The sequence below is a fragment of the Erythrobacter sp. genome (assembly GCF_040217515.1).
Lineage (GTDB): Bacteria > Pseudomonadota > Alphaproteobacteria > Sphingomonadales > Sphingomonadaceae > Erythrobacter.
This window is the reverse complement of record NZ_JAVJPT010000005.1, coordinates 229,815-255,240: the sequence shown is the minus strand read 5'-3', so window position 1 is coordinate 255,240 and position 25,426 is coordinate 229,815. Positions and strand designations below refer to the sequence as shown.

The 25,426-nt window shown below is 66.8% G+C and carries 25 protein-coding genes and 1 tRNA gene; 13 read left to right on the top strand and 13 right to left on the bottom strand.

Annotated features, from left to right (window positions below; genetic code table 11):
• The first annotated feature begins 40 nt into the window (after positions 1 to 40).
• The gene (locus RIB52_RS07195; protein WP_350174398.1) at positions 41 to 1,120 is read left to right on the top strand and encodes a branched-chain amino acid aminotransferase; all 1,080 of its coding nucleotides are present in this window, start codon (positions 41 to 43) and stop codon (positions 1,118 to 1,120) included.
• 195 nt (positions 1,121 to 1,315) lie between these two features.
• Complete coding sequence (locus RIB52_RS07190) at positions 1,316 to 1,696, top strand: STAS/SEC14 domain-containing protein (RefSeq protein WP_350174396.1); 381 nt, start codon at positions 1,316 to 1,318, stop codon at positions 1,694 to 1,696.
• Here RIB52_RS07190 and RIB52_RS07185 read toward each other — a convergent pair.
• Positions 1,693 to 2,601 carry a LysR family transcriptional regulator gene (locus RIB52_RS07185; protein WP_350174394.1) on the bottom strand — a complete coding sequence of 303 codons (909 nt, stop codon included), beginning with the start codon at positions 2,599 to 2,601 and terminating at the stop codon, positions 1,693 to 1,695. The genes RIB52_RS07190 and RIB52_RS07185 overlap by 4 nt on opposite strands.
• A gap of 130 nt (positions 2,602 to 2,731) precedes the next feature.
• Here RIB52_RS07185 and RIB52_RS07180 point away from each other — a divergent pair, with 130 nt between their 5' ends.
• Both RIB52_RS07180 and RIB52_RS07175 read left to right on the top strand, forming a co-directional pair.
• Positions 2,732 to 3,433 (top strand): pirin family protein, encoded by a 702-nt coding sequence (locus RIB52_RS07180; RefSeq protein ID WP_350174392.1) that lies wholly within the window; start codon positions 2,732 to 2,734, stop codon positions 3,431 to 3,433.
• A 56-nt stretch (positions 3,434 to 3,489) separates the two neighbouring features.
• Positions 3,490 to 4,083 (top strand): FMN-dependent NADH-azoreductase, encoded by a 594-nt coding sequence (locus RIB52_RS07175; protein WP_350174390.1) that lies wholly within the window; start codon positions 3,490 to 3,492, stop codon positions 4,081 to 4,083.
• 3 nt (positions 4,084 to 4,086) lie between these two features.
• Here the strand turns inward: RIB52_RS07175 and RIB52_RS07170 are convergent, their stop codons facing one another.
• The 3 genes from RIB52_RS07170 to RIB52_RS07160 all read right to left on the bottom strand — a co-directional run bounded on the left by RIB52_RS07170 (position 4,087) and on the right by RIB52_RS07160 (position 8,540).
• The gene (locus tag RIB52_RS07170; protein ID WP_350174388.1) at positions 4,087 to 5,460 is read right to left on the bottom strand and encodes an MFS transporter; all 1,374 of its coding nucleotides are present in this window, start codon (positions 5,458 to 5,460) and stop codon (positions 4,087 to 4,089) included.
• A 95-nt stretch (positions 5,461 to 5,555) separates the two neighbouring features.
• Positions 5,556 to 6,428, bottom strand: a complete 873-nt coding sequence (locus RIB52_RS07165) for a DMT family transporter (protein WP_350174386.1) — start codon at positions 6,426 to 6,428, stop codon at positions 5,556 to 5,558.
• A 33-nt stretch (positions 6,429 to 6,461) separates the two neighbouring features.
• Complete coding sequence (locus RIB52_RS07160; RefSeq protein WP_350174384.1) at positions 6,462 to 8,540, bottom strand: NAD(+) synthase; 2,079 nt, start codon at positions 8,538 to 8,540, stop codon at positions 6,462 to 6,464.
• A gap of 165 nt (positions 8,541 to 8,705) precedes the next feature.
• Here RIB52_RS07160 and yghU point away from each other — a divergent pair, with 165 nt between their 5' ends.
• A complete protein-coding gene (yghU, locus tag RIB52_RS07155; protein WP_350174382.1) occupies positions 8,706 to 9,572 on the top strand; it encodes a glutathione-dependent disulfide-bond oxidoreductase in 867 nt (288 codons plus the stop codon).
• Between the two features lie 49 nt (positions 9,573 to 9,621).
• A tRNA-Gln gene (locus RIB52_RS07150) sits at positions 9,622 to 9,696 on the top strand.
• A 64-nt stretch (positions 9,697 to 9,760) separates the two neighbouring features.
• Here RIB52_RS07150 and RIB52_RS07145 read toward each other — a convergent pair.
• From RIB52_RS07145 to RIB52_RS07115, 7 genes are all read right to left on the bottom strand, one after another.
• Positions 9,761 to 10,525 (bottom strand): SDR family NAD(P)-dependent oxidoreductase, encoded by a 765-nt coding sequence (locus tag RIB52_RS07145; RefSeq protein ID WP_350174380.1) that lies wholly within the window; start codon positions 10,523 to 10,525, stop codon positions 9,761 to 9,763.
• Between the two features lie 77 nt (positions 10,526 to 10,602).
• Positions 10,603 to 11,556: an NAD(P)/FAD-dependent oxidoreductase gene (locus RIB52_RS07140; protein WP_350174378.1), complete on the bottom strand. Its 954-nt coding sequence runs from the start codon at positions 11,554 to 11,556 to the stop codon at positions 10,603 to 10,605.
• Between the two features lie 40 nt (positions 11,557 to 11,596).
• Positions 11,597 to 12,583, bottom strand: coding sequence for an L-histidine N(alpha)-methyltransferase (gene egtD, locus RIB52_RS07135; RefSeq protein ID WP_350174376.1), 987 nt, complete (start codon positions 12,581 to 12,583; stop codon positions 11,597 to 11,599).
• A gap of 3 nt (positions 12,584 to 12,586) precedes the next feature.
• Entirely contained in the window at positions 12,587 to 13,855 is a 1,269-nt protein-coding gene (egtB, locus tag RIB52_RS07130; protein ID WP_350174773.1) for an ergothioneine biosynthesis protein EgtB, read from the bottom strand.
• 168 nt (positions 13,856 to 14,023) lie between these two features.
• Positions 14,024 to 14,209 carry a hypothetical protein gene (locus RIB52_RS07125; RefSeq protein WP_350174374.1) on the bottom strand — a complete coding sequence of 62 codons (186 nt, stop codon included), beginning with the start codon at positions 14,207 to 14,209 and terminating at the stop codon, positions 14,024 to 14,026.
• 64 nt (positions 14,210 to 14,273) lie between these two features.
• Positions 14,274 to 15,659 (bottom strand): class II 3-deoxy-7-phosphoheptulonate synthase, encoded by a 1,386-nt coding sequence (locus RIB52_RS07120; protein ID WP_350174771.1) that lies wholly within the window; start codon positions 15,657 to 15,659, stop codon positions 14,274 to 14,276.
• A 112-nt stretch (positions 15,660 to 15,771) separates the two neighbouring features.
• Positions 15,772 to 18,810 carry a M16 family metallopeptidase gene (locus RIB52_RS07115; protein ID WP_350174372.1) on the bottom strand — a complete coding sequence of 1,013 codons (3,039 nt, stop codon included), beginning with the start codon at positions 18,808 to 18,810 and terminating at the stop codon, positions 15,772 to 15,774.
• A gap of 116 nt (positions 18,811 to 18,926) precedes the next feature.
• Between RIB52_RS07115 and RIB52_RS07110 the strand changes: the two genes are divergently transcribed.
• The 7 genes from RIB52_RS07110 to RIB52_RS07080 all read left to right on the top strand — a co-directional run bounded on the left by RIB52_RS07110 (position 18,927) and on the right by RIB52_RS07080 (position 23,471).
• Positions 18,927 to 19,505, top strand: a complete 579-nt coding sequence (locus RIB52_RS07110) for a NifU family protein (RefSeq protein WP_350174370.1) — start codon at positions 18,927 to 18,929, stop codon at positions 19,503 to 19,505.
• A gap of 29 nt (positions 19,506 to 19,534) precedes the next feature.
• Positions 19,535 to 20,143: a malonic semialdehyde reductase gene (locus RIB52_RS07105; protein ID WP_350174368.1), complete on the top strand. Its 609-nt coding sequence runs from the start codon at positions 19,535 to 19,537 to the stop codon at positions 20,141 to 20,143.
• Positions 20,144 to 20,206: 63 nt separating this feature from the next.
• Positions 20,207 to 20,881, top strand: a complete 675-nt coding sequence (gene tsaB / locus RIB52_RS07100; RefSeq protein ID WP_350174366.1) for a tRNA (adenosine(37)-N6)-threonylcarbamoyltransferase complex dimerization subunit type 1 TsaB — start codon at positions 20,207 to 20,209, stop codon at positions 20,879 to 20,881.
• On the top strand, positions 20,878 to 21,384 hold the full coding sequence (locus tag RIB52_RS07095) for a GNAT family N-acetyltransferase (RefSeq protein ID WP_350174364.1): 507 nt from the start codon (positions 20,878 to 20,880) through the stop codon (positions 21,382 to 21,384). Before tsaB ends, RIB52_RS07095 begins: the two co-directional genes overlap by 4 nt.
• 126 nt (positions 21,385 to 21,510) lie before the next feature.
• Entirely contained in the window at positions 21,511 to 21,948 is a 438-nt protein-coding gene (locus tag RIB52_RS07090) for a Ros/MucR family transcriptional regulator (protein ID WP_350174362.1), read from the top strand.
• A gap of 181 nt (positions 21,949 to 22,129) precedes the next feature.
• Positions 22,130 to 22,552: a Fur family transcriptional regulator gene (locus tag RIB52_RS07085; protein ID WP_350174360.1), complete on the top strand. Its 423-nt coding sequence runs from the start codon at positions 22,130 to 22,132 to the stop codon at positions 22,550 to 22,552.
• A complete protein-coding gene (locus RIB52_RS07080; protein WP_350174358.1) occupies positions 22,545 to 23,471 on the top strand; it encodes a lysophospholipid acyltransferase family protein in 927 nt (308 codons plus the stop codon). The genes RIB52_RS07085 and RIB52_RS07080 overlap by 8 nt, the downstream gene beginning before the upstream one ends.
• A 17-nt stretch (positions 23,472 to 23,488) precedes the next feature.
• On the opposite strand, the gene RIB52_RS07075 is transcribed toward RIB52_RS07080, so the two are convergent.
• Together RIB52_RS07075 and RIB52_RS07070 are read right to left on the bottom strand one after the other, a co-directional pair.
• Entirely contained in the window at positions 23,489 to 24,373 is an 885-nt protein-coding gene (locus RIB52_RS07075) for a LysR substrate-binding domain-containing protein (protein ID WP_350174356.1), read from the bottom strand.
• A gap of 93 nt (positions 24,374 to 24,466) precedes the next feature.
• Positions 24,467 to 25,426 (bottom strand): hemolysin family protein, encoded by a 960-nt coding sequence (locus tag RIB52_RS07070; protein WP_350174354.1) that lies wholly within the window; start codon positions 25,424 to 25,426, stop codon positions 24,467 to 24,469.

The following is a 25,426-nucleotide window of genomic DNA, read 5'->3' as shown; positions in this document are numbered from 1 at the left end:
CCCGCTTGCCCGATCCCGCGCGCCATATTAACCGCCCGCCATGCACTTCACCCGCCTGCCCCATCCCTCGCCCACTCCGCCCGAGCGGCGCGCCGCGCTGATCGCCGATCCCGGTTTCGGCGCGGTCTTCACCGATCACATGGTGGTGATCGACTATGACGAGGCGAAAGGCGGCTGGCAGGGTCCGACCATCGGCCCGCGCGAGCCCATCGCGCTCGACCCGGCGGCAAGCGTGCTGCATTATGCGCAGGAAATCTTCGAGGGGATGAAGGCCTACGCCCATGCCGATGGCGGCCTCGCCCTGTTCCGGCCCGAGGCGAATGCACGCCGTTTCAACGCCAGCGCGCGGCGCATGGCGATGCCCGAACTGCCGGAGGAAACCTTCCTCGCCGCCGTGCGCGAGGCGGTTGCCGCCGATGCCGGCTGGCTGCCGGACATCGAGGGCGGCTCGCTTTACATCCGTCCCTTCATGTTCGCCTCCGAAGCGTTTCTCGGCGTGCGCCCGGCAAAACAGTACAAGTTCATCGTCCTGCTCTCGGCGGCCGGCAGCTATTTCAAGGGCGGCGTCGCCCCGGTGAAGATCTGGGTCGCGCAAGGCTATGTCCGCGCCGCACCCGGCGGGACGGGCGCGGCCAAGACCGGCGGCAATTACGCCGCCAGCCTCGTCCCCCAGGCGCAGGCCACCCGGCACGGCTGCGACCAGGTCGTCTTCCTGGACGCGGTGGAGAACAAGTGGATCGAGGAACTGGGCGGCATGAACCTGTTCTTCGTGCGCCGCGACGGCAGCGTCATCACCCCGCCGCTCACCGGAACGATCCTGCCCGGCATCACCCGCGACAGCCTGATCGCGCTGCTTTCCGAAGAGGGGCTCGACGTGCGCGAGGAGCCCTATTCGCTCGAGAAGTGGCGCGAAGAGGCGGAAAGCGGGCACCTGCTCGAGACGATGGCCTGCGGCACGGCCGCGGTGGTCACGCCGGTCGGCACGGTCGCCTCTCCGCAAGGCGAATTCACCATCGGCGCAGGGGGGACCGGGCAGCTGACGACGAAGATCCGCGAACGCCTCGTTGGCATCCAGCGCGGCACGGCGCCCGACCCGCATGGCTGGGTGATGCGGCTCTGACGCCCAATTCGGTGGGCGCGACATTTCGGTGGGCGCGACATTTCGGTATGCGCGACATTTCGGTATGCGCGACATTGCGCCGCCTGAGCACGGTCGCGCGCCCTCGGACGACCTGAAGAGCCTATACCATGAAAATCAAAGAAAATTCGCCAGCGTTATGGGTATTTTTACTCAGGCGGCGTTACGTCATTTCCCATGGCTTCGCTCGCTCCCTCGCATTCGATCTCGGTCGATAGACACCACGCGGAACTCCATTTCGCGATCAGCGGGCTGTGGACCGTGGCGAGCATGCAGGATTTCCTCGTCGAACTGCGCGAGAAGGTGAAGCCCTTCCTGCGCGACCGCGCGCCGTTCAGCGCGCTCGGCGATCTCAGGGATTTCGTGCCGCAGGACCGCCAGACCGCCCAGGTTATCCGCGATTCGCTCCTCGTTGCGCGCGATAACGGCCTCACCCGCTTTGCCGTGGTCTCCTCCGCGCCTCTGGTGCGGATGCAGTATCGCCGCATCACCGACGGGGTCGAGGTCGAATTCTTCGACGCGCCCGACGAAGCGCGGCGCTGGCTGCGCAGCGCCTAGCTCGCCGCCAGCCGATCGCGGAAGGCGTCGATAATCCAGCGCGTCGCCGGGCCCAGCCGAGCATTGCGCCGCCACATCGCGCTCAGCCGGTAATGCGCCCCGGGCCGCTCCGGCAGATCGAGCTCGACCAGCCGCCCCTCGGCCAGGCCGCCCGCCACCATCGCGCGCGGCATATTGCCCCAGCCCAGCCCCTCCAGCAGCAGCGTGTGCTTTGCGCCAAGGTCGCCCAACCGCCAGGTCAACGGGCTGAGGACCGAGAATTCGCGTCCCTCGGTAAGGCGGGACCGGTCGGCGAGCACCAGTTGCAGGTGGCGGCGGCTCTCTCCCGGCGCCGCATCGCCCGCGGCGCTCGCCCGGGCGAGCGGGTGATCGGGCGCGGCCACGGGCACGAGCTCGACCTCGCCCACCGCCTGCCGCTCGAGCGCGGGATGCTCTGCGATAACCGGCCCGCCAATGGCAAGATCGGCGTCCTCGTCAAGCAGGCAGGCCGCCACCGCGCCCAGCGCCTCGACATTGAGCGTCAGCGCACTTGTCGGGAACATCCGCCGGAATTCGCGCAGCACGTCGGCCGTCACCTCGCCCGGAACCATCACGTCGATGACCAGCCGGACCGAGGATTCGAGCCCGGCGTGCAAGCCCTGTGCCTTGGCGAGCAAGGCATCGACCCGGTCAGCCACGGCGCGCGCTTCGGGCATGAGGCCCTCGCCCGCCTCGGTCAGGACGGGTCGGCGCGAACCTTCGCGCTCGAACAGGGTGACGGCAAGCTGCGCCTCCAGCTGCGCAATGCCATAGCTGATCGCCGAAACCGCGCGTCCCATTGCGCGCGCTGCGCCGCCGAAACTGCCATGCTCGGCCACGGCCAGGAAGATGCGGATCTGGTCGATGCCGGGTTCGCCGAGTTTCATTCGCCGATGTTCGGATTATCCGAACATCTTGGCAAGTTTTATCGCACTTATCCGTTTGAACCGATCGCCCTATCTCCCGTTGCGACAGGCGAGCCCCCAATCGGGTCCGCTGAGAACAGGAGACAGAGCAATGATCGAACTGCGTCCTTTCGAAAGCCTCGGCGCGGCCAATCACGGCTGGCTCGATGCGCATCACCATTTCAGCTTCGCCGGCTATCACGATCCGGCGCGCGTCCACTGGGGCGCCTTGCGGGTGTGGAACGACGACCGCATCGCGCCGGGCACGGGCTTCCCGACCCATCCGCACAGCGACATGGAGATCATCACCTATGTCCGCACCGGCGCGATCACGCACCGCGACAGCATGGGCAATGAAGGCCGCACCGAAGCGGGCGACGTGCAGGTGATGAGCGCGGGGACCGGCGTGCGCCATTCGGAATACAATCTCGAGGATACCGACACGACGCTGTTCCAGATCTGGATCATCCCGGATGAGCGCGGCGGCGAGCCCGGCTGGGGCGCGCGGACATTTCCGAGGGGCGAACGCAGCGGCATCTTCGTGCCCCTCGCAAGCGGCCTCGAAGGCGATGCGGATGCCCTGCCGATCCGGGCCGATGCCCGTGTCCTGGGCGCGAGCGTCAAGGCGGGCGACAGCGTGACCTATGCACCGCGCTCGGCGGATCGTCACCTCTATCTCGTTCCCGCGACCGGCAGGGTCCGGGTCGCGGATGTCGAGGCGAAGGCGCGCGACGGCATCGCCATCACCGCATTGGACGACATCACCGTCATCGCGCTCGAGGATGCCGAACTCGTCCTGGTCGACGCGGCCTGATCATATCCCTCCTCCCCACCGGGGAGGAGGGCACGACACCTGAAAGGACCAATGCCATGACCCATATCCTCCACATCAAGGCCAGCATCCGCGGCGATGAAAGCATTTCGAACCAGCTCGGCGACCGGATCGTCGCGGGGCTCAGCGCAAAGGGCGAGGCGCGCGTCACCACCCGCGACCTTGCGGCCGAGGACGTGCCCTTCGTCAGCGCCGAGCGTTTTGCCGCAAACCTCGCACCCGTCGAGCAACGCACTGCCGAGCAGGCCGAACTCGCGGCGATCTCCGACCAATTGATCGAAGAACTCGAGGCGGCCGACACCATCGTCATTTCCAGCCCGGTCTACAATTTCACCATCCCCGCCAGCCTGAAAGCCTGGGCCGATCTCGTCGCACGCGCCGGGCGGACCTTCAAATATACCGAGACCGGACCCGTCGGCCTGCTCGAGGGCAAGAAGGCCTATCTTGCGGTCGCATCCGGGGGCACGAAAATGGGCAGCGAGATCGATTTCATGAGCCCCTGGCTGACCTTCTTCCTCGGCTTTCTCGGGATCACCGACATCGAGATCGTCGCCGCCGACGGGGTCATGGGGCGTGATGGTGAGGACATCATCGCCGCCGCCCGCGAAAAGGCCGGGCATATCGCGGGATAACACCTAGGCGGGGCCGCGCCGGTCCTCCGGGAGCGGCGCGGCGCTGTCGAACACCATCGCGGCCTCGGTGTCGCGCGCGTAATATTCCGGGCGGCGCGGATATCGCACCGTCACCAGCAGCGCGAGGGCAACCGCGCAGCCGGCGCCGACCACGAGGAAGATCGAGGCGAGGCCGCCCATCGCGTCGGTGCGGCCCAGCATGAAGGCGCCGAAGGAAATCCCGAAATTGGATACCGCCATGTAGATCGTGAACTGGGTCGCCGCGACACTCGGTTCGCACAGCCGCATCGATACCGGCAGCAGCGCGACCGTCAGCAGCAGGTCGAGCGCGACCCAGCCGATCACGAAGGCGATGAAGACCGCCGGATTGCCCCACAGGCCCTGCCCGAAATACATCGCCGCAAGCCCGGCGATCTGGACACTAAGCCACACGATCCCGATCCGCTTCGCACCGAACCGATCGCCGAGCCAGCCGCCCAGTGTCATCGCCAGCACGCCCCCGACGAGGCCCGCGGTCGCCGTCAGGCTCGAAATCGCGCTCGTGTCCCAGCCCGCGTCATTCGCTCCGATCAGCGGCGTCGCCCCGGTCAGCCCGCCATAGAGGATCCCGCGCGAAAAAAGGATCGGCAGCCACAGCAGGCTGACCGCCTTGGTCAGCGCGGCGAAGGTCGATGCGAGCAGCGGCGCCCAGGCTTCGATCTGGACCGCGAGGTTGCGTTCATGCGCCCCGCCCTCGCTCCACGGCAGGCGGCGTTCGCCCTCGCGCTCGGCAAATGCGGCGATATAGGCGCACAATAGGCCGATCAGTGCGGCGATCACGATGAAGGCGGCCGGAGCGCCGAAGTCCTCGATCACGAAGCCGCAGATCGCCGATGCCGCGGCGATGCCGATCGCCTGTCCGCCGAACATCATGCCGCTGCCGCGCGCGCGCTCGTCCTCGCTCATGATGTCGACGGCGAGGCCATCGACGGCCACGTCCTGGAAGGTCGTCGCCATGTTCACGGTGAAACCGATCGCGGCGAGGAAGGAGACGTCGCCCGCCTCGGGTGCGATGGCGGCGGCGACGAGGAGGCTTGCGATCATCAGCCCCTGTGCGCCCAGCAGCCAGGCCCGCCTGCGCCCCATCGGCAGGAAGGTATAGCGGTCCATGATGAAGCCGTTCACCAGTTTCAGCGACCACGGCAGCGCGGTGAAGGCGGCGACCGTGCCGACATCGCCCGCCGAAGCCCCGCTGACCGCCATCCAGGCCGGCACGGCGAACCAGAACAGGCCGATCGGCATGCCCTGCCCGACATAGAGGATGAAAAGCGTGAAGAGCCGCAAGGGGCGGCTGTTTTCCAGCACGAGCCCCCCGCGCGCGCCGTATACGGTATCCATGTGCCTTCGCCCCACCGCAATTCCGTGCGGTCCGGGCGACCCGATGGGACCGGACTGTAACCGCAGCCCGGCAAAATTCCAAATCGCGCGCCGCGCTAGAGTCGGGGACGGACCAGCAGCGGCTTGAACAGGGCGCGGCTGGGCCTGAGCACGATGATCGCAACGCCGAGCATGGCAAGCGCCGCCCCGCCCAGCAGGGGCCAGCCGATCGGGTCCCCGGTGAGCCATGCGCCGAAACCGATGGTGAGCAGCGGCGTAAGCAGCGTGAAGGGTGCGACGAGATTGGCATCGTGCTGCCTCAGGATGCGGTAATAGCTCGAATGCGCGCCCACCGACACGACCAGCCCGGCAAAGGCGACGCAGCCGGCCACGGCCAGCGGAGAGGCCGCAAGCGCCGCGCCCTGCCCGCTTTCGAGCGCGAAGGAGAGCGGCAGGAGAACGATGACCGATGCGAGCCCCGCCCATGCCTGCATGGTGACCGCGCCAATGCTCAATCGCTTGAAAAAGACCGAACCGAGCGCGCCGATCACGGACGAGGCAAAGACGAAGCCCAGCCCCCACCCGCTTTCCAGCCCCGAGGGCGAACCGATCGCGATTGCCACCCCGACAAAGGTCAGCGCGATGCCCAGCGCACGCCGCCAGCGCACCTGTTCCTTGAGGAAGAGGATCGCGAACAGCACGGTCAGCGGCGCCCCGGCAAGGCCCACGATCCCGGCTGCCGAGGGCGAAGCGCTCTGCAGGCCTACGAAAAGCAGCGCGAAGGAGCCGCCGCTGATCGCCAGCCCGATCGCCAGCACGCGCGGCAGGTTTTCCGGGACGCGCCCCAGCAGCGGGGCAAGCGCGAGCACCACCAGCGCCGAGCGCAGCGCGGCATAGAACAGCGGCGGCAGCGCAAGGTCATCGACGGCGATCTTGGAGACCACCACGTTGAGCGCCCAGAACACGTTGACGGCGAGCAGGACCAGCACCGCGGAAAAGGGGAGCGAGCCGGGCAGTTTTCGTCAGCCCCCACCCGCAAAGGCATCACCCGGCAGGCTCTCGCGCAATTCCTCGATCCATACGTCCGCAACGGCATCGGACGGCGCACGCCAGTCGCCGCGCGGGGACAGCGCCCCGCCCGAGGACACCTTGGGCCCGTTGGGCAGCGCGCTGCGCTTGAATTGGGAGAAACCGAAGAAACGGCGGCAGAAATTCTCCAGCCAGTGGGCGATTGTCGCAAGATCGTATTCGTTGCGGGTGTCCTCGGGAAAATCGACCGGCCATTCGCCCGCCTCGCGGTCCTTCCACGCGTGAAAGGCGAGGAACGCGATCTTCGAGGGGCGCTGGCCGAAACGGATGCAATGGTGGAGGAAGAAGTCGTTCAATTCGTAGGGCCCGATCACCTCCTCGGTCGACTGGATCGCGCCGTCCTCGCCCGCCGGGACAAGCTCTGGCGAGATCACCGTGTCGTGGACCGCCTGCAACACTTCGGCGCAGGCCTCGTCGAACTGCCCGGTCTGGATCGTCCAGCGGATGAGATAGCGGATCAGCGTCTTGGGCACGCCCGCATTGACCCCGTAATGGCTCATCTGGTCGCCCACCCCGTAGGTACACCAGCCCAGCGCCAGCTCCGACAGGTCGCCCGTCCCGATCACGAAACCGCCATGCAGGCCGGCGAGGCGAAAGAGGTAATCGGTGCGCAGCCCCGCCTGCACGTTCTCGAAGGTTACGTCGTAATGCGCCTCTCCGTCCGCATAGGGGTGGCCCATGTCCTCCAGCATTTTCGTCGCCGCCGGGCGGATGTCGATCTCCTCGGCGGTGATGCCGAAGGCCTCCATCAGCTTCCAGGCATTGTCCTTCGTCTCGCGCGAAGTGGCGAAGCCGGGCATGGTGTATCCGCGGATCGTCGTCCTCGGCAGGCCCAGCCGGTCGCAGGCCTTGGCGGCGACGATCAGGGCATGGGTCGAATCGAGCCCGCCCGAAATGCCGATCACCAGGCTCCTGGCCTTCGTCGCCTGGATCCGCCGCATCAGCGCATCGACCTGGATGTTGAAAGCCTCGTAGCAATCCGCATCCAGTGTCCCCGGATTGTTCGGGACGAAGGGGAACCGCCGCACCGGGCGCTTCAGGCCGATATCGCCCTCGCTGAAGGCATGCTCGAACACGATCCGGCGATAGCGATCCTCCGGCCGACCATGCGCCTCGGCGGCATCGGCGAAGGTCTGGTTGCGGGTGCGCTCGGCGATGATGCGGTCGGTATCGACATCGACCACGCACAAAGCGGGCTCGAGATCGAAGCGCACGCTCTCGTTCATCAGGTCGCCCAGTTCGTAGATCACGCCCTGCCCGTCCCAGGCGAGGTCGGTCGTGCTTTCACCGTGCCCGCTCGCCGAATAGACATAGGCACAGATCGCGCGGGACGAGGACGAGCGGCAATGCAGGTGGCGATCGTCCGCCCGCCCGATGGTGATGGGCGAGGCCGAAAGGTTGCACAGGATATGCGCGCCCGCCAGCGCGGCCATGTTGCCGGGGGGCAGCGGGGCCCAGAAATCCTCGCAGATCTCGACCCCGAAGGTGAAGCCGGGCAGGTTGGCGGCGGCAAAGACAAGGTCGGTGCCGAAGGGCACTTCCTCCCCGTTCACCGCGATCCACATGTCCTCGCAGCCCCGGCCATGGGCGAAATAGCGTTTTTCGTAGAATTCCCGGTAATTCGGCAGGTAGCTTTTCGGCACCACGCCGAGCAGTTCGCCCCCGGCGATCACGAGGGCGCAATTGTAGACCTTGTCCCCGCGTCGCATCGGCGCGCCGAGCACCAGCACCGGAGTGAAATCGTCCGACGCCTCGACCATTTCGGCGACTGCGCGTTCGACCCGCTCCAGCATCGCCTGCTGCAGGTGCAGATCGTCGATCGCGTAAGAGGAGAGAGTCAGTTCGGGAAATACGACGAGATCGACATTGGCCTCGTGCGCCCGCGCCGCCTCGGCCAGAACACCCGCAGTGTTGAAGGCGACATCGCCGGTGCGGCTCGCGGGCGTCGCGGTGGCGACGCGCACGAGACCGTGGGCATGCATGTCGAAGAAGGGATGCGTCGTTGCTGCCATGGTGGGCGGTTTCGTCCTTCGCCAGTTGCGGCCTCGCGCTTCCTCTAGCGGCTATCGCGCGCACTTCCTAGGGAGGCATCGCGAGGTCGCCCTTGCGCTCCGCCGCGATGCGCGGCACGTCTCGGCGCGCACGCGATACCCACGAGATGCGAGGAGACCCGATTCATGGCCGATCCCACCTATACCCCGCCCAAGGTCTGGAACCCCGAAACCGTTTCGGGCGGGCGCTTTGCCGGGATCAATCGCCCGACCGCGGGCGCGCGCGAGGAGAAGGAGCTGCCCGAGGGCGACAATCCCTTCCAGCTTCACTCGCTCGCCACGCCCAACGGGGTGAAGGTGACGATCATGCTCGAAGAGCTGCTCGAAAAGGGCCACACGGGCGCCGAATACGACGCCTACACGGTGAACATCTCCGAAGGCGAGCAGTTCACCAGCGGCTTCGTCGCGATCAATCCCAATTCCAAGATCCCCGCCCTCATCGACCGCAGCGGTCCGGAGCCCTTCCGCGTTTTCGAAAGCGGGGCGATCCTCGTCCACCTTGCCGAGAAATTCGGCGAATTCCTCCCCACCGACCCGGCCGCCCGGGCCGAAGTCCTCTCCTGGGTGTTCTGGCAGGTCGGCACCGGCCCCTTTATCGGCGGCGGCTTCGGCCATTTCTACGCCTATGCGCCGGAGAAATACGAATATCCGATCGACCGCTACGCCATGGAGGTGAAGCGCATTTTCGACGTCGCGGACAAGCGACTGGCCGTAACCCGCTATCTCGGCGGCGAGGATTACACCATCGCCGACATGGCGAACTTTCCGTGGCTCGCGCCTTTTGTCGCCGGGCAGATCTACAACGACGCGAAGACCTTCCTTTCGATCGACGATTACGAACATGTCGCGCGCTGGGCCCGTGAGATCGCCGCGCGCCCGGCAGTGCTGCGCGGGCGGATCGTCAACAAGACCTGGGGCGAGGACGACACCAAGCTGCTCGAACGCCACGGGCGGTCCGATTTCGAGGGCAAGAATCTCGACTGGAGCTTCTGAAGGCCCCCTTCACATACACGAACGAGACGCTATAGAGCGCCGCTCCTGCTGGGGTGTAGCCAAGCGGTAAGGCAGCGGTTTTTGGTACCGCCATGCGCAGGTTCGAATCCTGCCACCCCAGCCAATTCCCCCGGGACCACGGTCGCTGCGGACCGAAGCACCCAGCCGGCCCGGTCAGGTGCGGTGATTCACACCGTCCCCGCCACCGTCAGGCACTGGCCAGTCACCCATTCGCCCGAATCGCCCACCAGATAGAGCACACACGCGGCGATATCGCGCGGCGTGCCGAGACGTCCTGCAGGCAGGTTCAGCTGTTCGAGCAGCGGGCCGAAATCCTCGTCGCTCATCGACAGCGCCTTTTTCACCGTGTCGGTCGGCACGAAGCCGGGCAGGATCGCGTTCACGCGGATTTTCTTCTCGCCCAGTTCCATCGCGAGCGTCTTGGTCAGCATATTTACGCCCGCCTTGGCCGCGCTGTAATGGCCGCTGCCCGGGAAGGGGTCGCGCCCGGCCATGGACGAGGTGTTCACGATGCTGCCGCCCTCGCCCATGTGTCCGACCGCCGCGCGCACGCCATGAAAGACCGAGGTGAGATTGACCGAAAGCGTTGTTTCCCACTCCTCCGGGTCGAGCTCCACGATCGGCGCGGAGACGAGCGAGCCGCCGGCATTGTTGACCCAGATGTCGAGCCGTCCGAATTCGTCCACCGCCCGGCTCGCAAGCGCGTCCATCGCTGCGGCGCTCGACACGTCGGTGACCTGCGCGATCGCGCGGCCGGGCGCGTCGGACGCATTGATCGCGGCGGCGACCCGCTCGATCTGGTCGATCGAGCGCGCGGCGCACACCACGTTCGCGCCCGCTTCGGCGAGCAGCGCGGCGATGCCCTCCCCGATCCCGCGCCCAGCTCCGGTGACGACGGCGGTCTTGCCCGATAGGTCGAACAGGTCGTGCATGGTCTCTCCCCCTTTTCTAAGGGCGACAGGGCTACGCGCCGGGGGAGAGCCGCGCCACTAGCCTTTTCGCAAGCCTGTCAGCCTCGCGCGAGCACGCTCTCGGCAAGCGCGCGGCCCGACAGGAAGGCACCTTCGACCCGCGGCGAATGCAGCCAGTCACCCGCAACGCCGATCCGCGCCGCCGCATCGTAACGCGCCGGATCGCCTGCAAGGCTGGCGGGCATAGCGTAGAGCCAGCGATGCGCTGCGAGGTGATCGGGTGCTTGCGGCGTGGTGCGGCACGCGGCGAAGAAATCGGCGAGCAGGCGCTTGGCGGCCTCGTCCTTGTCCACGTCCAGCAATTCGCGGCTGCGCGAGGGAGCAGCATGGATGACCCAGGTCTCGGCTCCTGTCCTGCCCGGCTTGGCAGAATTGCGCGCGGCCCAGGCGATGGGCCCGCCCCCTCGGAACGTGTCGCCATCGATGCCCAGCCGCCCGGCGAAGCCCGCCATGACCGCCCAGCACGGTTCGGAGACGACCTCGCCCGCCAGCGCCGCGAGATCGGGCGCGGCATCGGCGAGTAGCGCGGCGGTCTGTTCGGCGGGGATCGCGACCAGCAGCGTGCGTGCGGTGAGCGTGCCCGCTTCCGTCTCGACGCGCCAGAGGTCGTCCTCACGCATGACGCGTTCGGCGCGGACGGACCAGTGCACCGGGACCTCGCTCGCCATCGCCTTGATCGGACCATTCATGCCGGGCGTTCCGACGAAGGCGTCCTCCCCGGCTTCCGGCCAGCGCGCGGCCGCGCTTGCCTTTTCCCACTCGGCGACCGCCTCGCGGAAGGCCGGGTCGCGGGCGGTGAAATATTGCGCCCCGTGGTCGAAGCGCACGGTCTCGCCGTCGATCTCGGCGCGGCGCGCGGCCATGCGCCCGCCGGGGCCGCGGCCCTTGTCGATCAGCGCGACATCGCGCCCCGCTTCGGCAAGGCGGGTGGCGCAGGCGAGGCCGGCCATGCCCGCGCCGATGACGAGAATTTCATGGGTCTGCGTGGTCATCCCGCCCCAACGCGTGCGCGGGCGTGCGGTTTCCCGCGAATCAGGGCGCGGAGCGCGGGGGCCGCGCCTCGGCAAGGATCATCGAGAAGCGCCCCTGCTCATCGGTCCAGCGTTCGACCGGTTCCCACCCACCGGCGAGCAGCAGCATGTTCGAGGTCCGGCGGTTGAACTTATGGCTGTTCTCGGTGTGGATCGTCTCGCCCTTTTCCATCCCGAAGGCCTCGCCGCTGACGGTGAAGGCGAGTGTCTCTTGGGCGACGAGATGCATCTCCACCCGGGCATAATCGTCGTTCCAGCGCGCGTCGTGGCGCAGCTTGTCGAGCGGAATGTCGCCTTCGAGTTCGCGGTTGATCCGCCGCACGAGGTTGTAATTGAATTCCGCCGTGACGCCGCCCGCATCGTCATAGGCGGCGACCAGCACCTCCTCGTCCTTGATGAGGTCCATCCCGATCAGCAGGCGCGCACCCGTCCCAAGGGTCTCGCGCATCGAGCGCAGCAGGTCGACCGCCGTGCGCGCGACCATGTTGCCGATCGTCGAGCCGGGGAAGAAGCCGAGCTTGGGCTGGTCCGCGACCTCACCGGGCAATTCGACCCTGCGCATGAAATCGGCCTCGACCGGGTGGACCGGCAGGCCGGGGAATTTCTCCGCAAGGTCGGCAGCCGCCGCGCGCAGGAAATCGCCCGCAATGTCGAGCGGGACATAGGACGCAGGCTCGATCGCCGAAAGCAGCAGCGGGGTCTTGACCGAGGAGCCGGAGCCGAATTCGACCACCGCCCTGCCGGGCCCCACAAGCGCGGCGAATTCTCCGCTGCGCGTTTTCAGGATCTCGGTCTCGGCGCGGGTCGGGTAATATTCGGGGACCTTGGTTATGTCCTCGAACAATTGCGATCCGGCATCGTCATAAAGCCAGCGCGCCGGGATCGCCTTGGGCGAGGCGCGCAGGCCGTCGAGCACATTCGCCCGGAAAGCCAGATCGACCCCGCTCTCGTCGCGCTCGACCAGTGCCAGTCCCTTGTTCGTCGTCATTCGTCAAAGATCCCTTGCGAGCCTGAGCCCGGTGAATTGCCATTGCTGGTGCGGGTAGAAGAAATTGCGATAGGACGCGCGCGAATGGCCGCGCACGGTCGCGCAGCTCGCGCCCTTCAGGACGAACTGCCCGCTCATGAACTTGCCGTTATACTCGCCCACCGCGCCCGCCGCGGGCCGGAAGCGCGGATAGGGCAGGTAGGCCGAGCGGGTGAACTGCCAGCAATCGCCAAACAGGTCCGTGCCTCCGCGAGGGAGCGGCGGGGCGGCGGTATCGAGCTGGTTGCCCGCGCCCGCATCATGCGCGGGCCGCTTTTCCGAGCCGTCCTGCCCGCGCGCGATCGCTTCCCATTCGAACTCGGTCGGCAGCCGCGCGCCCGCCCAGCTGGCGAAGGCATCGGCCTCGAAATAGTTGATGTGGGTGACGGGCGCATCCGGATCGCGGCGCTTCCAGCCGGCATGGGTGAAGGCCTCGTCCTCGCGCCAGTATAGCGGTGCGCGCGCCCCCGTCGCCTTGACCCAGGCCCAGCCGTCGGAGAGCCAGAGCGAGGCGGTTTCATAGCCGCCATCTGCAATGAATTCGGCCCATTCGCCGTTCGTCACCAGCCGGTCGGCGAGCGCGAAGGGTTCGAGCAACACGCGGTGGCGCGGGCCTTCATTGTCGAAAGCGAAGCCTTCTGCGTCATGGCCGATCAGCGCGACGCCGCCGGGGTGTTCGTGCCAGCACGTCTCGCCCGCGGGCGCGCAAGGCTCTGGCTCCGCGGCCCACATCGCCGGGCCGAGCGGGTTGTGCCACAGCGCGTGCTTGATGTCGGTCAGCAGCAATTCGATGTGCTGCTGTTCATGTGCGATGCCGAGCCGGATCAGGTCTTCGCAGGCGGGATCGGAGAGCAGCGGCTGCATCGCCTCGGTCACGGCCGCGCGCCACTCGAGCACCTCCTCGAGCGTCGGGCGGGACAGCAATCCGCGCGTAAAGCGCGCGATCCGCTCGCCCTCGGCCTCGTAATAGGAATTGAACAGGAACGGCCAATCGGCATCATGGCGTTCATAGCCGGGAACGTGGTCGCGCAGCAGGAAGGTCTCCCAGAACCAGGTCGTGTGCGCGAGATGCCACTTGGCCGGACTCGCATCCTCCATCGACTGGATCGTCGCATCGGCATCGGAAAGGGGGCGGGCCAGCGCCTCGCTCAGCGCGCGTGTCGCGGTAAAGCTTTGAGCCAGCGATACTTCTTCGCTGCTTGCGGCGGGAATCGAAGGCGCCTTGGTCGGCATGGATCGGGTCAAACAGGACCTCCTCACATCGGCCCGGGCCGCAAGGGGGTGGGCCCGTTCGGATGCCGACATGGAGCAAACGCGGTTCGATTGAAAGGGTTGCTGGCGGATTGAGCGGCGAGACGCACCGTGCCTGCCGTGAGCCGGACCGTGCCAAGCCCGCTCGGTTCAGCCGCGTCGAAGCGCCTCGCGCAGCGCCTCTATCTCCGCGTGCTCGCGCCTTGCGCGCTGCCGCGCCGCGCGCGCGGCGGTGCGCGCGGCGCGGCGCGCGGCGATGATCGGACGCATCAAGGCGAGCGCCAGGCAGCCCAACGCAAGGCTGGAGGCAAAGAGGAACGGATCGGACACGGACATGACGGGCCCAAGCCTACCGCGATCATGCTTGGCAGCAAGCAAATGCCGCCCCCGGGTTTAGGGCCTAGGCCGCGTCGGCTTTCGCGCTGCCCCCGCGCTCATTCGCCGCCTCATTGAGCATTTCGGCAATGAGGAAAGCGAGTTCGAGCGACTGTTCGGCATTGAGCCGCGGGTCGCAGTGCGTGTGGTAGCGGTCGCCGAGCCGTTCCTCGGTGATCGCGACCGCGCCGCCGACGCATTCGGTCACGTCCTGCCCGGTCATCTCGATATGGATGCCGCCCGGATGCGTGCCTTCCTCGCGGTGGACGGCGAAAAAGCCCTTCACCTCTCTCAGGATCCGGTCGAAGGGCCGCGTCTTGAAGCCGGTCTCCGATTTCACGACATTGCCGTGCATCGGATCGCAGCTCCACACCACCGGGTGTCCTTCGCGCTTGACCGCCTGAACCAGCCGCGGGAGCCCGTCCTCGACCTTCTCGTGCCCGAACCGGCTGATGAGCGTGATCCGCCCCGGCTCGCGCTGCGGATCGAGCGTGTCGAGCAGGCGCAGCAGGTCGTCGGGTTCGAGACTGGGGCCGCATTTCATGCCGAGCGGATTGCCGATCCCGCGCGCGAATTCGATATGCGCGCTGCCGGGAAAGCGGGTGCGGTCGCCGATCCACAGCATGTGCGCGGATGTGGCGTACCATTCACCGGTCAGCGAATCCTGCCGCGTAAGCGCCTCTTCATAGGGCAACAGCAGGCCCTCGTGGCTGGTGTAGAAGCTGGTGCCCTGCAATTGCGGGACCGTCGCCGGGTCGATCCCGCAGGCTTCCATGAAATCCAGCGCTTCGCCGATCCGGTCGGCGGTGCGGCTGAATTTTTCGGTCCACGGCGTGCGCCCCATGAAATCGAGCGTCCACTGGTGGACCTGGCGCAGGTTCGCATAGCCCCCGCCGGCAAAGGCGCGCAGCAGGTTCAATGTCGCGGCCGCCTGCGAATAGGCGCGCAGCATGCGCTGGGGATCGTTGCGGCGCTGTGCGGGATCGAATTCGATCCCGTTGATGTTGTCGCCGAAATAACTCGGCAGCGTCATGTCGCCGATCGTTTCCGTGGGCGAGGAGCGCGGCTTGGCGAACTGGCCCGCCATGCGCCCCACCTTCACCACCGGCCGCTTGCTGGCGAAGGTCATGACCACCGCCATCTGCAGCAGCACGCGGAAGGTGTCGCGGATATTGTTCGGATGAAATTCGGCAAAGCTTTCGGCGCAGTCCCCGCCCTGCAGCAGGAAACCGTGGCCGTTCGCGACATCGGCAAGGTCGGCCTTGAGCGCGCGCGCCTCGCCCGCAAAGACGAGCGGGGGATAGCTGCCGAGCGTGGCTTCGGCAGCGGCGAGCTCGGCCGCGTCCTCGTAAAGCGGCAGGTGCCGCGCCTCGTGGGCTTTCCAGCTTTCGGGTGTCCAGTCCTTCGCCACGTTCAATATGTCCGCATCTTTTCGATCATGTTCCAGGGATGGCGCGCCTAGGCCCCCGCGCCACGAGTGTAAAGCCGCAAGGCCCCTTCCGGCAACATCGTTTCGCGCCCGCTCAGCGTCCCATCACCTCGGCGCGCGCGGGCTCGGCGACCGGGGCCGGGTCAGGTGCCACGTCGGGGATCGCGCTTGCCGGCGGGGTCTCGGCAAGCTCCTGTCCTTCGGGAATGATCGCGAGCTTGAGCGGGGTCTTGCGCACGAAATAGCGGTTCGCAAGCAGCAGCATGATCTGCGGCGTGGTCTGCGAGTAATCCGCCAGCAGCGAGCGCACGAGATTGACGCGCGCCGGGTCGGTGGTCGCGCCCTCGAGATTGTAGAGCCAGAACTGGTTCCCGGTCGAAGCCCGCCGGACCCGTTCGGCCAGCGGCGCGGTGACTCGCTCGAGCTCGTCGGGCGTGGGCGGATTGGCCGCCAGGTCGGTCGCGATCTTGTCCGCCGCGGCGAAGAAGAACGGCACGAATTCGGGCTCGAGCTGGGCAAGCGCGGTGATTCGCCCGCCGCCTGCAAGGTCCTCCGGCCATTTCGAGAAGACCTGCGGCGAATAGCTCGCGCCGGCCTGTTCGCGCAGGGCTTCCATCAGGCGGTTGTTGAACACCTGCGTCAGGATCTCGAGCTGGCGCGCCTCGCGGATGCGGGCCATGCCGCCGGCGCTCGGCCAGGTGACGACCGCCGCCGCCTGGTTTTCATCCCCGCGGTGGAAGCGGACGACGGGCTCACCGCCGACAGCGGGAAAATCGGGCATGCGGGCGGCCACTTCGGGGGCGATCGGCGCGCGTGCCGGAAGCGCGCCGAAAGTGGTGCGCAGTTTCTCGACGATCGCTTCCTTGTCGAACTGGCCGAACACCAGCACCTCGACCGGTCCCTCGGCGAGCAGCGGTTCCCATACCGCGCGGAAGCCCTCGGGCGTGACCGTCTCCAGCGCCTCCGGATCCGGTGTCGCGAAGCGCGGGTCCATGTCGGTCTGGATATATTCCAGATCGCGCGCCAGCACGCCCCCCGGGCTCGTCGCGAAAGTCTTGTAGGCGAGCTCCGCCGCCGCCTTCGCGCGCTTCACCGGCTCGGGGTCCCAGCGCGGCATGCCGAGCTTGGCCGCGAACAGGTAAAGCTGGTCGGCGACATCTTCGGAACGGGTCTGCGCCGTAAGGGTGAAAACCGCGTCGTCGATAGCGAATTCAAAGCCGAGCTTGCGCCCCGTCGCCAGCCGATCGATTTCCTCCTGTCCGAGCTCGCCCAGCCCCGAGCCGACCAGCGCGACCTCGCCCAGCGGCGCGTAGACCGCGCTGTCCTCGTCGAACGCGCGATAGCCCGCGCCGAAGCGCACGCGCACCGTCACCCGGCCGGGCTCGGCATCGTTCGCCCAGAGCAGCGCCTTGACGCCATTGTCGAATTCGATCTTCTCCACCTCGAGCAGGCCCACCGGCTCGCGGCCGATAATCGTGCCCGCCTCGCCGACGGGAGGCAGGTCGGCGAAATCGATAGTCTGCGCGGCAAGGCGCGCGCCCGAATCGATTTCGACCGGGGCCGACAGCGCAAGCTTCAGCCGGCCCTCGTCCGCCTCGCCCAGTTCGGGCGTGACATAGACCGAACGCATCACGCTGCCCTCGAACAGGGCGCGCGTATGCTCGAGCACTTCGGCCGGGTTGAGCCGGTCCTTCATCCCGCGAAACACCTCGAGCACCACTTCGGGCGCGGCAACGGTCTCGCGGATGTCGACCGCATTGACGAGGTTGTCGGCGAGTTCGCTGCCCGCCTTGACGCTGCGGGTTTCGACCTCGTTGGCGAAGACGACTTCGAATTCCGCCGCCTCGCGGTCGATCTCCTCCTGCGTCGGCGGATTGGCGAGCGCATCGGCGATCACCGCGCGCACCTCGGCAAGGGCGGCCTGCCAGTCGGCGGTAAGCGGCGCGAAGCTGACGAAGGTCGCATCGGTCGAGCGCGAGATGTCCTCCTGCCTGACGGCCGCGTAAAGGAAACTGCCCCCGGCGCGCGCCCGCGCCTCGAGCCGGCGGTTGACGATCGCCTGCGCGATCGCGTCGAGCAGCAGGCCTTCATTGTAGACGATGGTGTCGTCGACCTTGCGCCATGGACGCATCACGGCATAGGTCAGGTTGCGCGGCAGGTCGGGCTCGGTCGCGATGCCGAGTTCGCCGATGGGCGCGCCGAGCACCGGGCTCTGCGCGGCGCCCTCGGGCGGCAGCGGATCGCCGAAATCCGGCGGCGTGCCCGGCTCGCCCGTGCCCTGCCAGTCGCCGAACCACTGTTCGACCAGCCCGGCAAGGACCTGCGGATCGGCATCGCCCGCGACCACGATCACCGTGTTCTCGGGCCGGTACCAGCGATCGTAAAAGGCCTGCACGCTTTTCGCATCGGCGGCTCCGAGCGTTGCGACCGTGCCGATGGGGTTGCGGGTCGCAAGGCGCTGGCCGGCGAAGAAGGTGCGCCGCGTCAGATCGGCGACGCGCTGGCCCGCCCCGCCCCGCTCGCGCTTTTCGGCGAGGACGATAGGGCGTTCGGCGGCGACGTTCTCCTCGCTCAGCACCGGCTCGCGGATCATGCCGGACAACAGCCTGAAGCTCTCGACCAGTTTCGCGCGGTCGATATTCGGGATGTCGAGCCGGTAGGCGGTGTGGGTCGGGCTGGTCTCGGCATTGGCATCGCTGCCGAACGTCGCGCCCAGCCGCTGCCAGGCCGCGATCGCCTCGGCCTGGCCGAGATACTTGCTTTCGCGGAACAGCAGGTGTTCGAGAAGGTGGGCAAAGCCCTGTTCGTTATCGCGCTCGTGCAGAGAGCCCGCATCGATCCGCACCCGGATCGAGACCTGGCCGGGCGGCACGCCGTTGCGGCGCACGGCATAACGAAGGCCGTTGTCCATGGCACCGAAAAGCCATTCGCGGTCTACGGGCACATTGCTGCCCTCGTAAAGCCATGGTGTCTCATCGCCCGATTGCAGCGCGCGCGGCTCGGGGATTTCGGGCAGGTCGAGCGCAGCCTGCGATGCGTCCGGCGCGGCCTCCTGTGCGAGCGCGGGATCAGCGAGAACTGCCGGGGCGGCAATGAGGGAAAGGGCAGCAATGGCCCGGACAAACACGTTCATGACGCCCGCCTATAGGCAAGGGCCCCATGAAGGACCAGTGAATGCAGCCGCGCTGCCATGCGTTTTTCGCAAATCAGGCAGTTGGCAGGAGGCGACGGGGTGATTATGTTACATCCATGTTCATCGAGACCGAAACCACCCCGAACCCCTCCAGCCTCAAATTCCTGCCGGGCCAGACCGTCATGCCCTCGGGCACGCGCGAATTCGCCTCGCCCGAAGCTGCGGCGGCCAGCCCGCTCGCGACCGCGCTGTTCGATACCGGCGAGGTCGTCAACGTGTTCTATGGCTGGAACTTCATCACCGTCACGGCCGCGCCGGGGGTCGAATGGAGCGCGCTCAAGCCGCAGGTGGTTGCCATCCTGCTCGATCATTTCGTCTCCGAAGCCCCGCTTTTCGCGGGTGGCAGCGCCGACGGCATCGCCGTTCCGCCCGAAGACGAAATGGTGGTCGAGGATGACGAAGCGGATGCCGAAACGGTCTCCGCGATCAACGAATTGCTCGAAACCCGGGTGCGCCCAGCCGTTGCGGGCGATGGCGGCGACATCGCCTATCGCGGGTTCAAGGACGGGGTCGTATATCTCACCCTGCAAGGCGCGTGTTCGGGCTGCCCGTCGAGCACGGCGACGCTCAAGCAGGGAATCGAAAGCCTGCTGAAACATTACGTCCCCGAAGTCGTTGAAGTGCGAGCCGCCTGACTCTCACCTTCATTGACCCGGGGCCACACATGACCAAGCAGTTTCACGGGCACGTCCTGTCGGACGATGCGCTCGACCAGATCTTCAACGAAGCGCGCACCTATAATGGCTGGCTCGACAAGCCGGTCACCGATGAACAGCTGCACGCGATCTGGGACCTCGTGAAGATGGCGCCGACTTCGGCCAACATGCAGCCCGTGCGCATCGTCTGGGCAAAGAGCGATGAGGCCAAGGACAAGCTCGCCGAATGCGCGATGGAGGGCAACAAGGACAAGATCCGCGCCGCTCCCGTTACCGCGATCATCGGCTACGACATCGATTTCCACGAGGAACTGCCGTGGCTCTTCCCGCACACCGATGCGAAGAGCTGGTTCGAGGGTGACGAAGATGGCCGCAGGGAGGGCGCGTTCCGCAATTCCTCGCTCCAGGGCGCCTATCTGATCCTCGCCGCCCGCGCGATGGGGCTCGATTGCGGGCCGATGTCGGGCTTCGACCCCGAAGCGGTGAACAAGGCTTTCTTCGCCGACCAGCCGCGTCACCGCGCGAATTTCCTCTGCTCGATCGGCTATGGCGACCCGGAAACCATCTTCGAGCGCAGCCCGCGGCCCGATTTCGACCGGTTCAACCGCATCGCCTGATCGCCTCGTCCCGGGCGCTCTAGCATCTTGCGAAGGGGCGCGGCTTGGGGCATCGGCTGCCGCATGTCCGGGCCGTCACGCATCCTTGCCCCACGCACTCTCGTAATCGAGACCGCGAGCGAGGCCTGCTCGGTCGCCCTGTTCGACAACGGCGCGCTTCTCGCACACGCGCACGAAGTCCTCGGGCGCGGCCATGCCGAACGGCTCGTGCCCATGATCGCCCAGTTGCCGGAGCGCGGGCGGGCGGATCGCATCTGCGTCTCGCGCGGGCCGGGCAGCTTCACCGGCACGCGCATCGGCATCGCGGCGGCGCGCGCGCTGGGCCTTGCCTGGGGGGGGCGGGTCTGCGGCTATCCCACGCTCGCCCTCGTCGCCGCCATGGCGCGCAGGGACGATCCCGGCCAGCCGGTGACGGTGTGCATGACGGGCGGGCACGGCGAATGGTTCGTTGCGGATTTCGGACCCGACGGCAAAGCCGAGGGGCCCCTCGCCTCGCTCGCCCCCGAGGCGGCCGCGCGGCGCCCCGCCCACCGCATCCTCGCCGGGAGTCGGGCACGCGATTTGGCGCAGCTGCGGCCGGACAGGGGACACTCTGCGACCGAGCTCCTGCCCGATGCGAGCGCGCTGCCCGAACTACCGGGCGAGCTCGTGACGGACGAAGTCGGCGCGATCTACGGGCGCCCTCCGGACGCGCAGCCGCAATCATCGACCGCCAAGCCCGCGAGCGCCGCGACATGAGCCCCCGCGACCAGCTCGTCGACCAGATCATGGAAGTGATGGAAGCCGCCTTCGATCCGGCATTCGGCGAAGCGTGGAACCGCCGCCAGGTCGCCGACGCGCTGGTCCTGCCGAGCACCCATGCGCTCGTGCTCGATGCGGGCGGGAATATCATCGCTTCGAGCGACCGTACCGGGCATGGCGAATGGAGCGCGCAGGACCAGGCCCGATCGCCCGCGGGCTTCGTCCTTACCCGCCACGGGGCGGGCGAGGAGGAATTGCTGCTGATCGGGGTGGTGCCGGGCCATCGTCGGCGCGGGCTCGGCCAGATGCTGATCGACCGCCTGTTCGACGCGGCCCGCGCGCGCGGGGCGACGCGGATCTTCCTCGAAATGCGGCGCGGCAATCCGGCGATCAACCTTTATCGCAAGGTCGGCTTCGAACCGATCGGCGAACGCCCCAACTATTACCGGCTTGCCAATGGCAGCCGGGTCGATGCCATTACTTTCGGCCGGTCGATCTAGTCCGGCTCTCCACTTAATAATTCACAATATCTGCAATGCCTGCTTGCAATGCAGACAGCACTGCTTCATTGCGCCGGAATCGGTAAAACACCGAAAGCGGGAAAACCCGAGAATAAAGAGGAACTCATGCAGAATCTTGAAAACGACATGAAGGAAACACTTATCACGCTGACGAGCGATATTGTCGCCGCCCATGTCAGCAACAACGATGTCGCGGTGGCCGATGTGCCCGCTCTCATCACGAGTGTTTTCGGTGCGCTCTCTCAACTTGGCGAAGAGTACGAGACGCAAGCGGAACCGCCCGAACCTGCGGTTTCGATCCGAGCCTCGGTCAAGCCCGATTACATCGTCTGCCTCGAAGACGGCAAAAAGCTGAAAATGCTCAAGCGCTACCTGCGCACCAATTACAACATGACCCCGGAAGAATATCGCAAGCGGTGGAACCTTCCCTCCGATTATCCGATGGTCGCGCCCAATTATGCCGAAACGCGCCGCGAACTCGCCAAGAAGATCGGCCTCGGGCGCAAGCCGGGTTCGGGTCGCGGGCGCAAGAAAACGTCGTGACAGTCCACTGAGGGACCGCGATACGGGCGGAAGGACGTTCTTCGGGTCGTGCCGTCCTTCCGCCGCTTTCGGCCCGGCCCTGCTTGAGCAATCTGTCCGGTCCCGGTAAGGTTCACGCCAAACGGGTCCGGGCACGAGCCTTCCTGCAGGCACGCCCTGCCCCGTGGCGAGGGAGAAAGCCTTGAGCCAGAGAATCGATCTTGAACAATTGTGCGCGGAGAAGGGCCTGCGAATCACGGAGCAGCGGCGCGTCATCGCCAGGGTGCTTTCGGAAAGCGACGACCATCCCGATGTCGAGCTGCTCCACAGCCGCGCCAGCGCGATCGATCCCAAGATCTCGATCGCGACCGTCTATCGCACCGTACGCCTTTTCGAGGAGGCCGGCATTCTCGACCGCCACGATTTCGGCGACGGGCGCTCGCGCTACGAACCCGTGCCCGAGGCGCATCACGATCACCTGATCGACGTGGAGACCGGCAAGGTCGTCGAATTCGTCGACCCGGAGGTCGAATCGCTCCAGCGCCAGATCGCGGAAAAGCTGGGCTACAGGCTGGTCGATCACCGCATGGAGCTTTACGGGGTGCGGCTGTCGCGCGATGACTGACGGATCTTTGGAGGGCTATGCAGGCTGCGGCCGGGACGCGGCGCAATGGGACCTGCGGGTCGCCGCCGCGCGCGGGGAGACGACACCGATTTCGCCGGCAGGCTGGCTGCGGATCGCGGCGCGCACGCTCGCCCTCGCGGTGCTGATGCTGGTCTTCGTGCCGCTTCATTACGCCTTTCGCCTGTTCGCCTACGGTTCGCCTTTCCCGATGCTGTTCCTGCGCTATGCGGCGCGGGTATCGGGCGCGCGGGTCGAAGTGGTCGGGACGCATCTCAAGCGCGATGTCTTTTACGTCGCCAACCATGTCTCCTGGATCGACATCCTCAGCCTCGCCGGCGCGTCGGGAACGGCCTTCGTGGCCAAGGCTGAACTGGCGCAGGCGCCGCTGGTCGGCTGGCTCGCCTCGCTCAATCGCACGGTCTTCGTGAAACGGGAACACCGCATGGGCGTTGCCGAGCAGATCAATGCGCTCAAGGAAGCGCTCGCCGACAACTGGTCGGTCACGGTCTTTCCCGAAGGCACCACGACCGACGGGCAGTCGCTGCTTCCGTTCAAGACGAGCATGCTGAGCGTGCTCGAGCCGCCACCGCCCGGCGTGCTGGTCCAGCCCGTCCTGCTCGATTACGGCGCGGTCGCGGAATGGATCGGCTGGATCGGCGAGGAAGGCGGCCTCAACAACGCCAAGCGGGTGCTGGCGCGCAAGGGCTCGTTCCGGCTGCGGATCCATTTCCTCGAACCTTTCAGCCCGGAGGATTTTCGCGGTCGCAAGGCGATCAGCCTCGAAGCGCGACGCCGGATCGAGGAGGCGCTGTGCGACGCGCTGGGCAAACCGCTGCGCGATTTCGCCCATGACGTCCCGCCGATACGCTATCAGGGGCAAGGCAAAGCGGCCACGCCCGCGCCGGAACCCTTCCAGTAAGAAAGCCGCCCGGCCGCTCAGAGCCCCGCGCGCACCAGCCAGTCGTGAAACAGCCGTACGGGCCGCATCTCGAGCGCGGTCGGCTTGCACACGAACCAATAGGAATAGGGGCTCTGCACCTCCGCTCCGGGCAGGTTGGTCAGCCGCGGATCGGCCGCGCGGCGCAGGTGATCATCATGCATGATCGCAATGCCGAGGCCCTGTGCGGCCGCTTCGAGCATGAGCTGGCCCGAATCGTAGTGGTCGATCGCGGCCGGATCCATCTCGTCGAGATTATTCGCCGTTTTCCAGGCAGCGAAGCTTTCGGGCAGCTCGTTATGAATGAGGAACGTCTGCCGGGACAGCGATTCGGGCGCGATCTCGCCGCCGATCGTCTCGGCCACGTCGCGCGAACAGATCGCATGGACGAGATTGTGGTCGAGCCGCACCGCATGCAGGCCCGACGCCGGACCGCGCGAAAGGATGATCGCCGCATCGAGCGTATCGCCCACCCGGTCCTCCAGGTGCGGCGCGGTGTCGATGTCGATATGGAGCAGCGGATGGCGCTTGCGCAGTTCGCCGAGCCGCGGGAACAGCCGCTGGCTGCCGAACATCGGGAGCACGCCGAGGCGCAGGCGGAGCAGAGAAACATTGTCCGACTGGCTCTCCACCGCCCGCGCGAGCGCTTCGAGATGCGGGTTTACTGCCTCGTAGAAGGCCTGCCCTTCATCGGTCAGCTGCATCGACTGGCGCGCGCGCGTGAACAGTTTCTTGCCGACGAATTCCTCGAGATTGGTGATCCGGCGCGACAGCGCGGACGGGCTCAATCCGATCTCTTCGGCCGCAGCGCGCGCGGAACCGAGACGGACGGTGCGCATGAAGGCTTCGAGCGCACGAAGGGGTGGCAAACGACGTGACGGCATGAGCGAACTCCTTGGTGGGAGGAGATACGCTTGGTGAGCGAAATGGATGCAAAAAATCGAAGGTCGAGCGAATTTTTCGCCCGGCGCGTGCGATTACTGCAATTCATTCGCATCTGGGAGGGGCGCGGTCGGGCGCGTATGCGGTGCATGCAAGCGAATACGCTTGACGTGTGTCTCGTCGCCTTCGGTCACCTCAATGCGCCATCCGCTGGAATGTTCCAGCACCGCGCCGACCGGGGGAACCGCCTCGCCCAGCACGAAGGCGAGCCCGCCCAGCGTATCGACCGATTCCTCGACTTCGGCAAGGCGCGGATCGACATGCAGGCCGACATCCTTGAGCTCGGCGCGCGCATCGCAATCCCACATCCCGTCGCCGATCGGAACGATCAGCGCCTCGGGCGTCTCGTCGTGCTCGTCCTCGATCTCGCCGACGATTTCCTCGACCAGGTCCTCGATCGTGATGATCCCGTCCGTGCCGGAAAATTCGTCGAGCACGATGGCGAGATGCACCCGGCGCGCGCGCATGTCGGCGAGCACGTCCAATGCCCCCCTCGCCTGGGGCACGTAGAGCGGCTGGCGCATCAGCACGGTCCAGTCGCGCGGCGGGGTCTTCCCGTTCGCGAGGTATCCGAACACGTCCTTGATGTGGATCATCCCGATCACGTCGTCGAGCGTGCCGCGATAGACCGGCATGCGCGAATGGCCGTGTTCGGAGAAGATTTCGACCAACTCGTCCCAACTGATCCCCGCCTCGACCGCGACGATCTCGCCGCGCGGCACGGCGACATCGTCGGCGTCGTTGTCGGAGAAATGCAGGAGGTTGCGCAGCATCTGCCGCTCGACCGGGGACAGGTCGCCGTTCCCGGCAGAGCTTTCGTGATGCTCCTCGTCCTCGTTCTCGTCCTCGTGCTCGTCGATCGCCTCTTCGAGCTGGGCGCGAAGGCTGCGGTCGCCTTCGTCGAGTTTCAGTGCCTTGCGGATTGCCGGTCCCAGACTGGACCACAATCCGCCGCTACTCTCCGCGTCTCCGGAGGGGGATGGGGAATCGGGCAT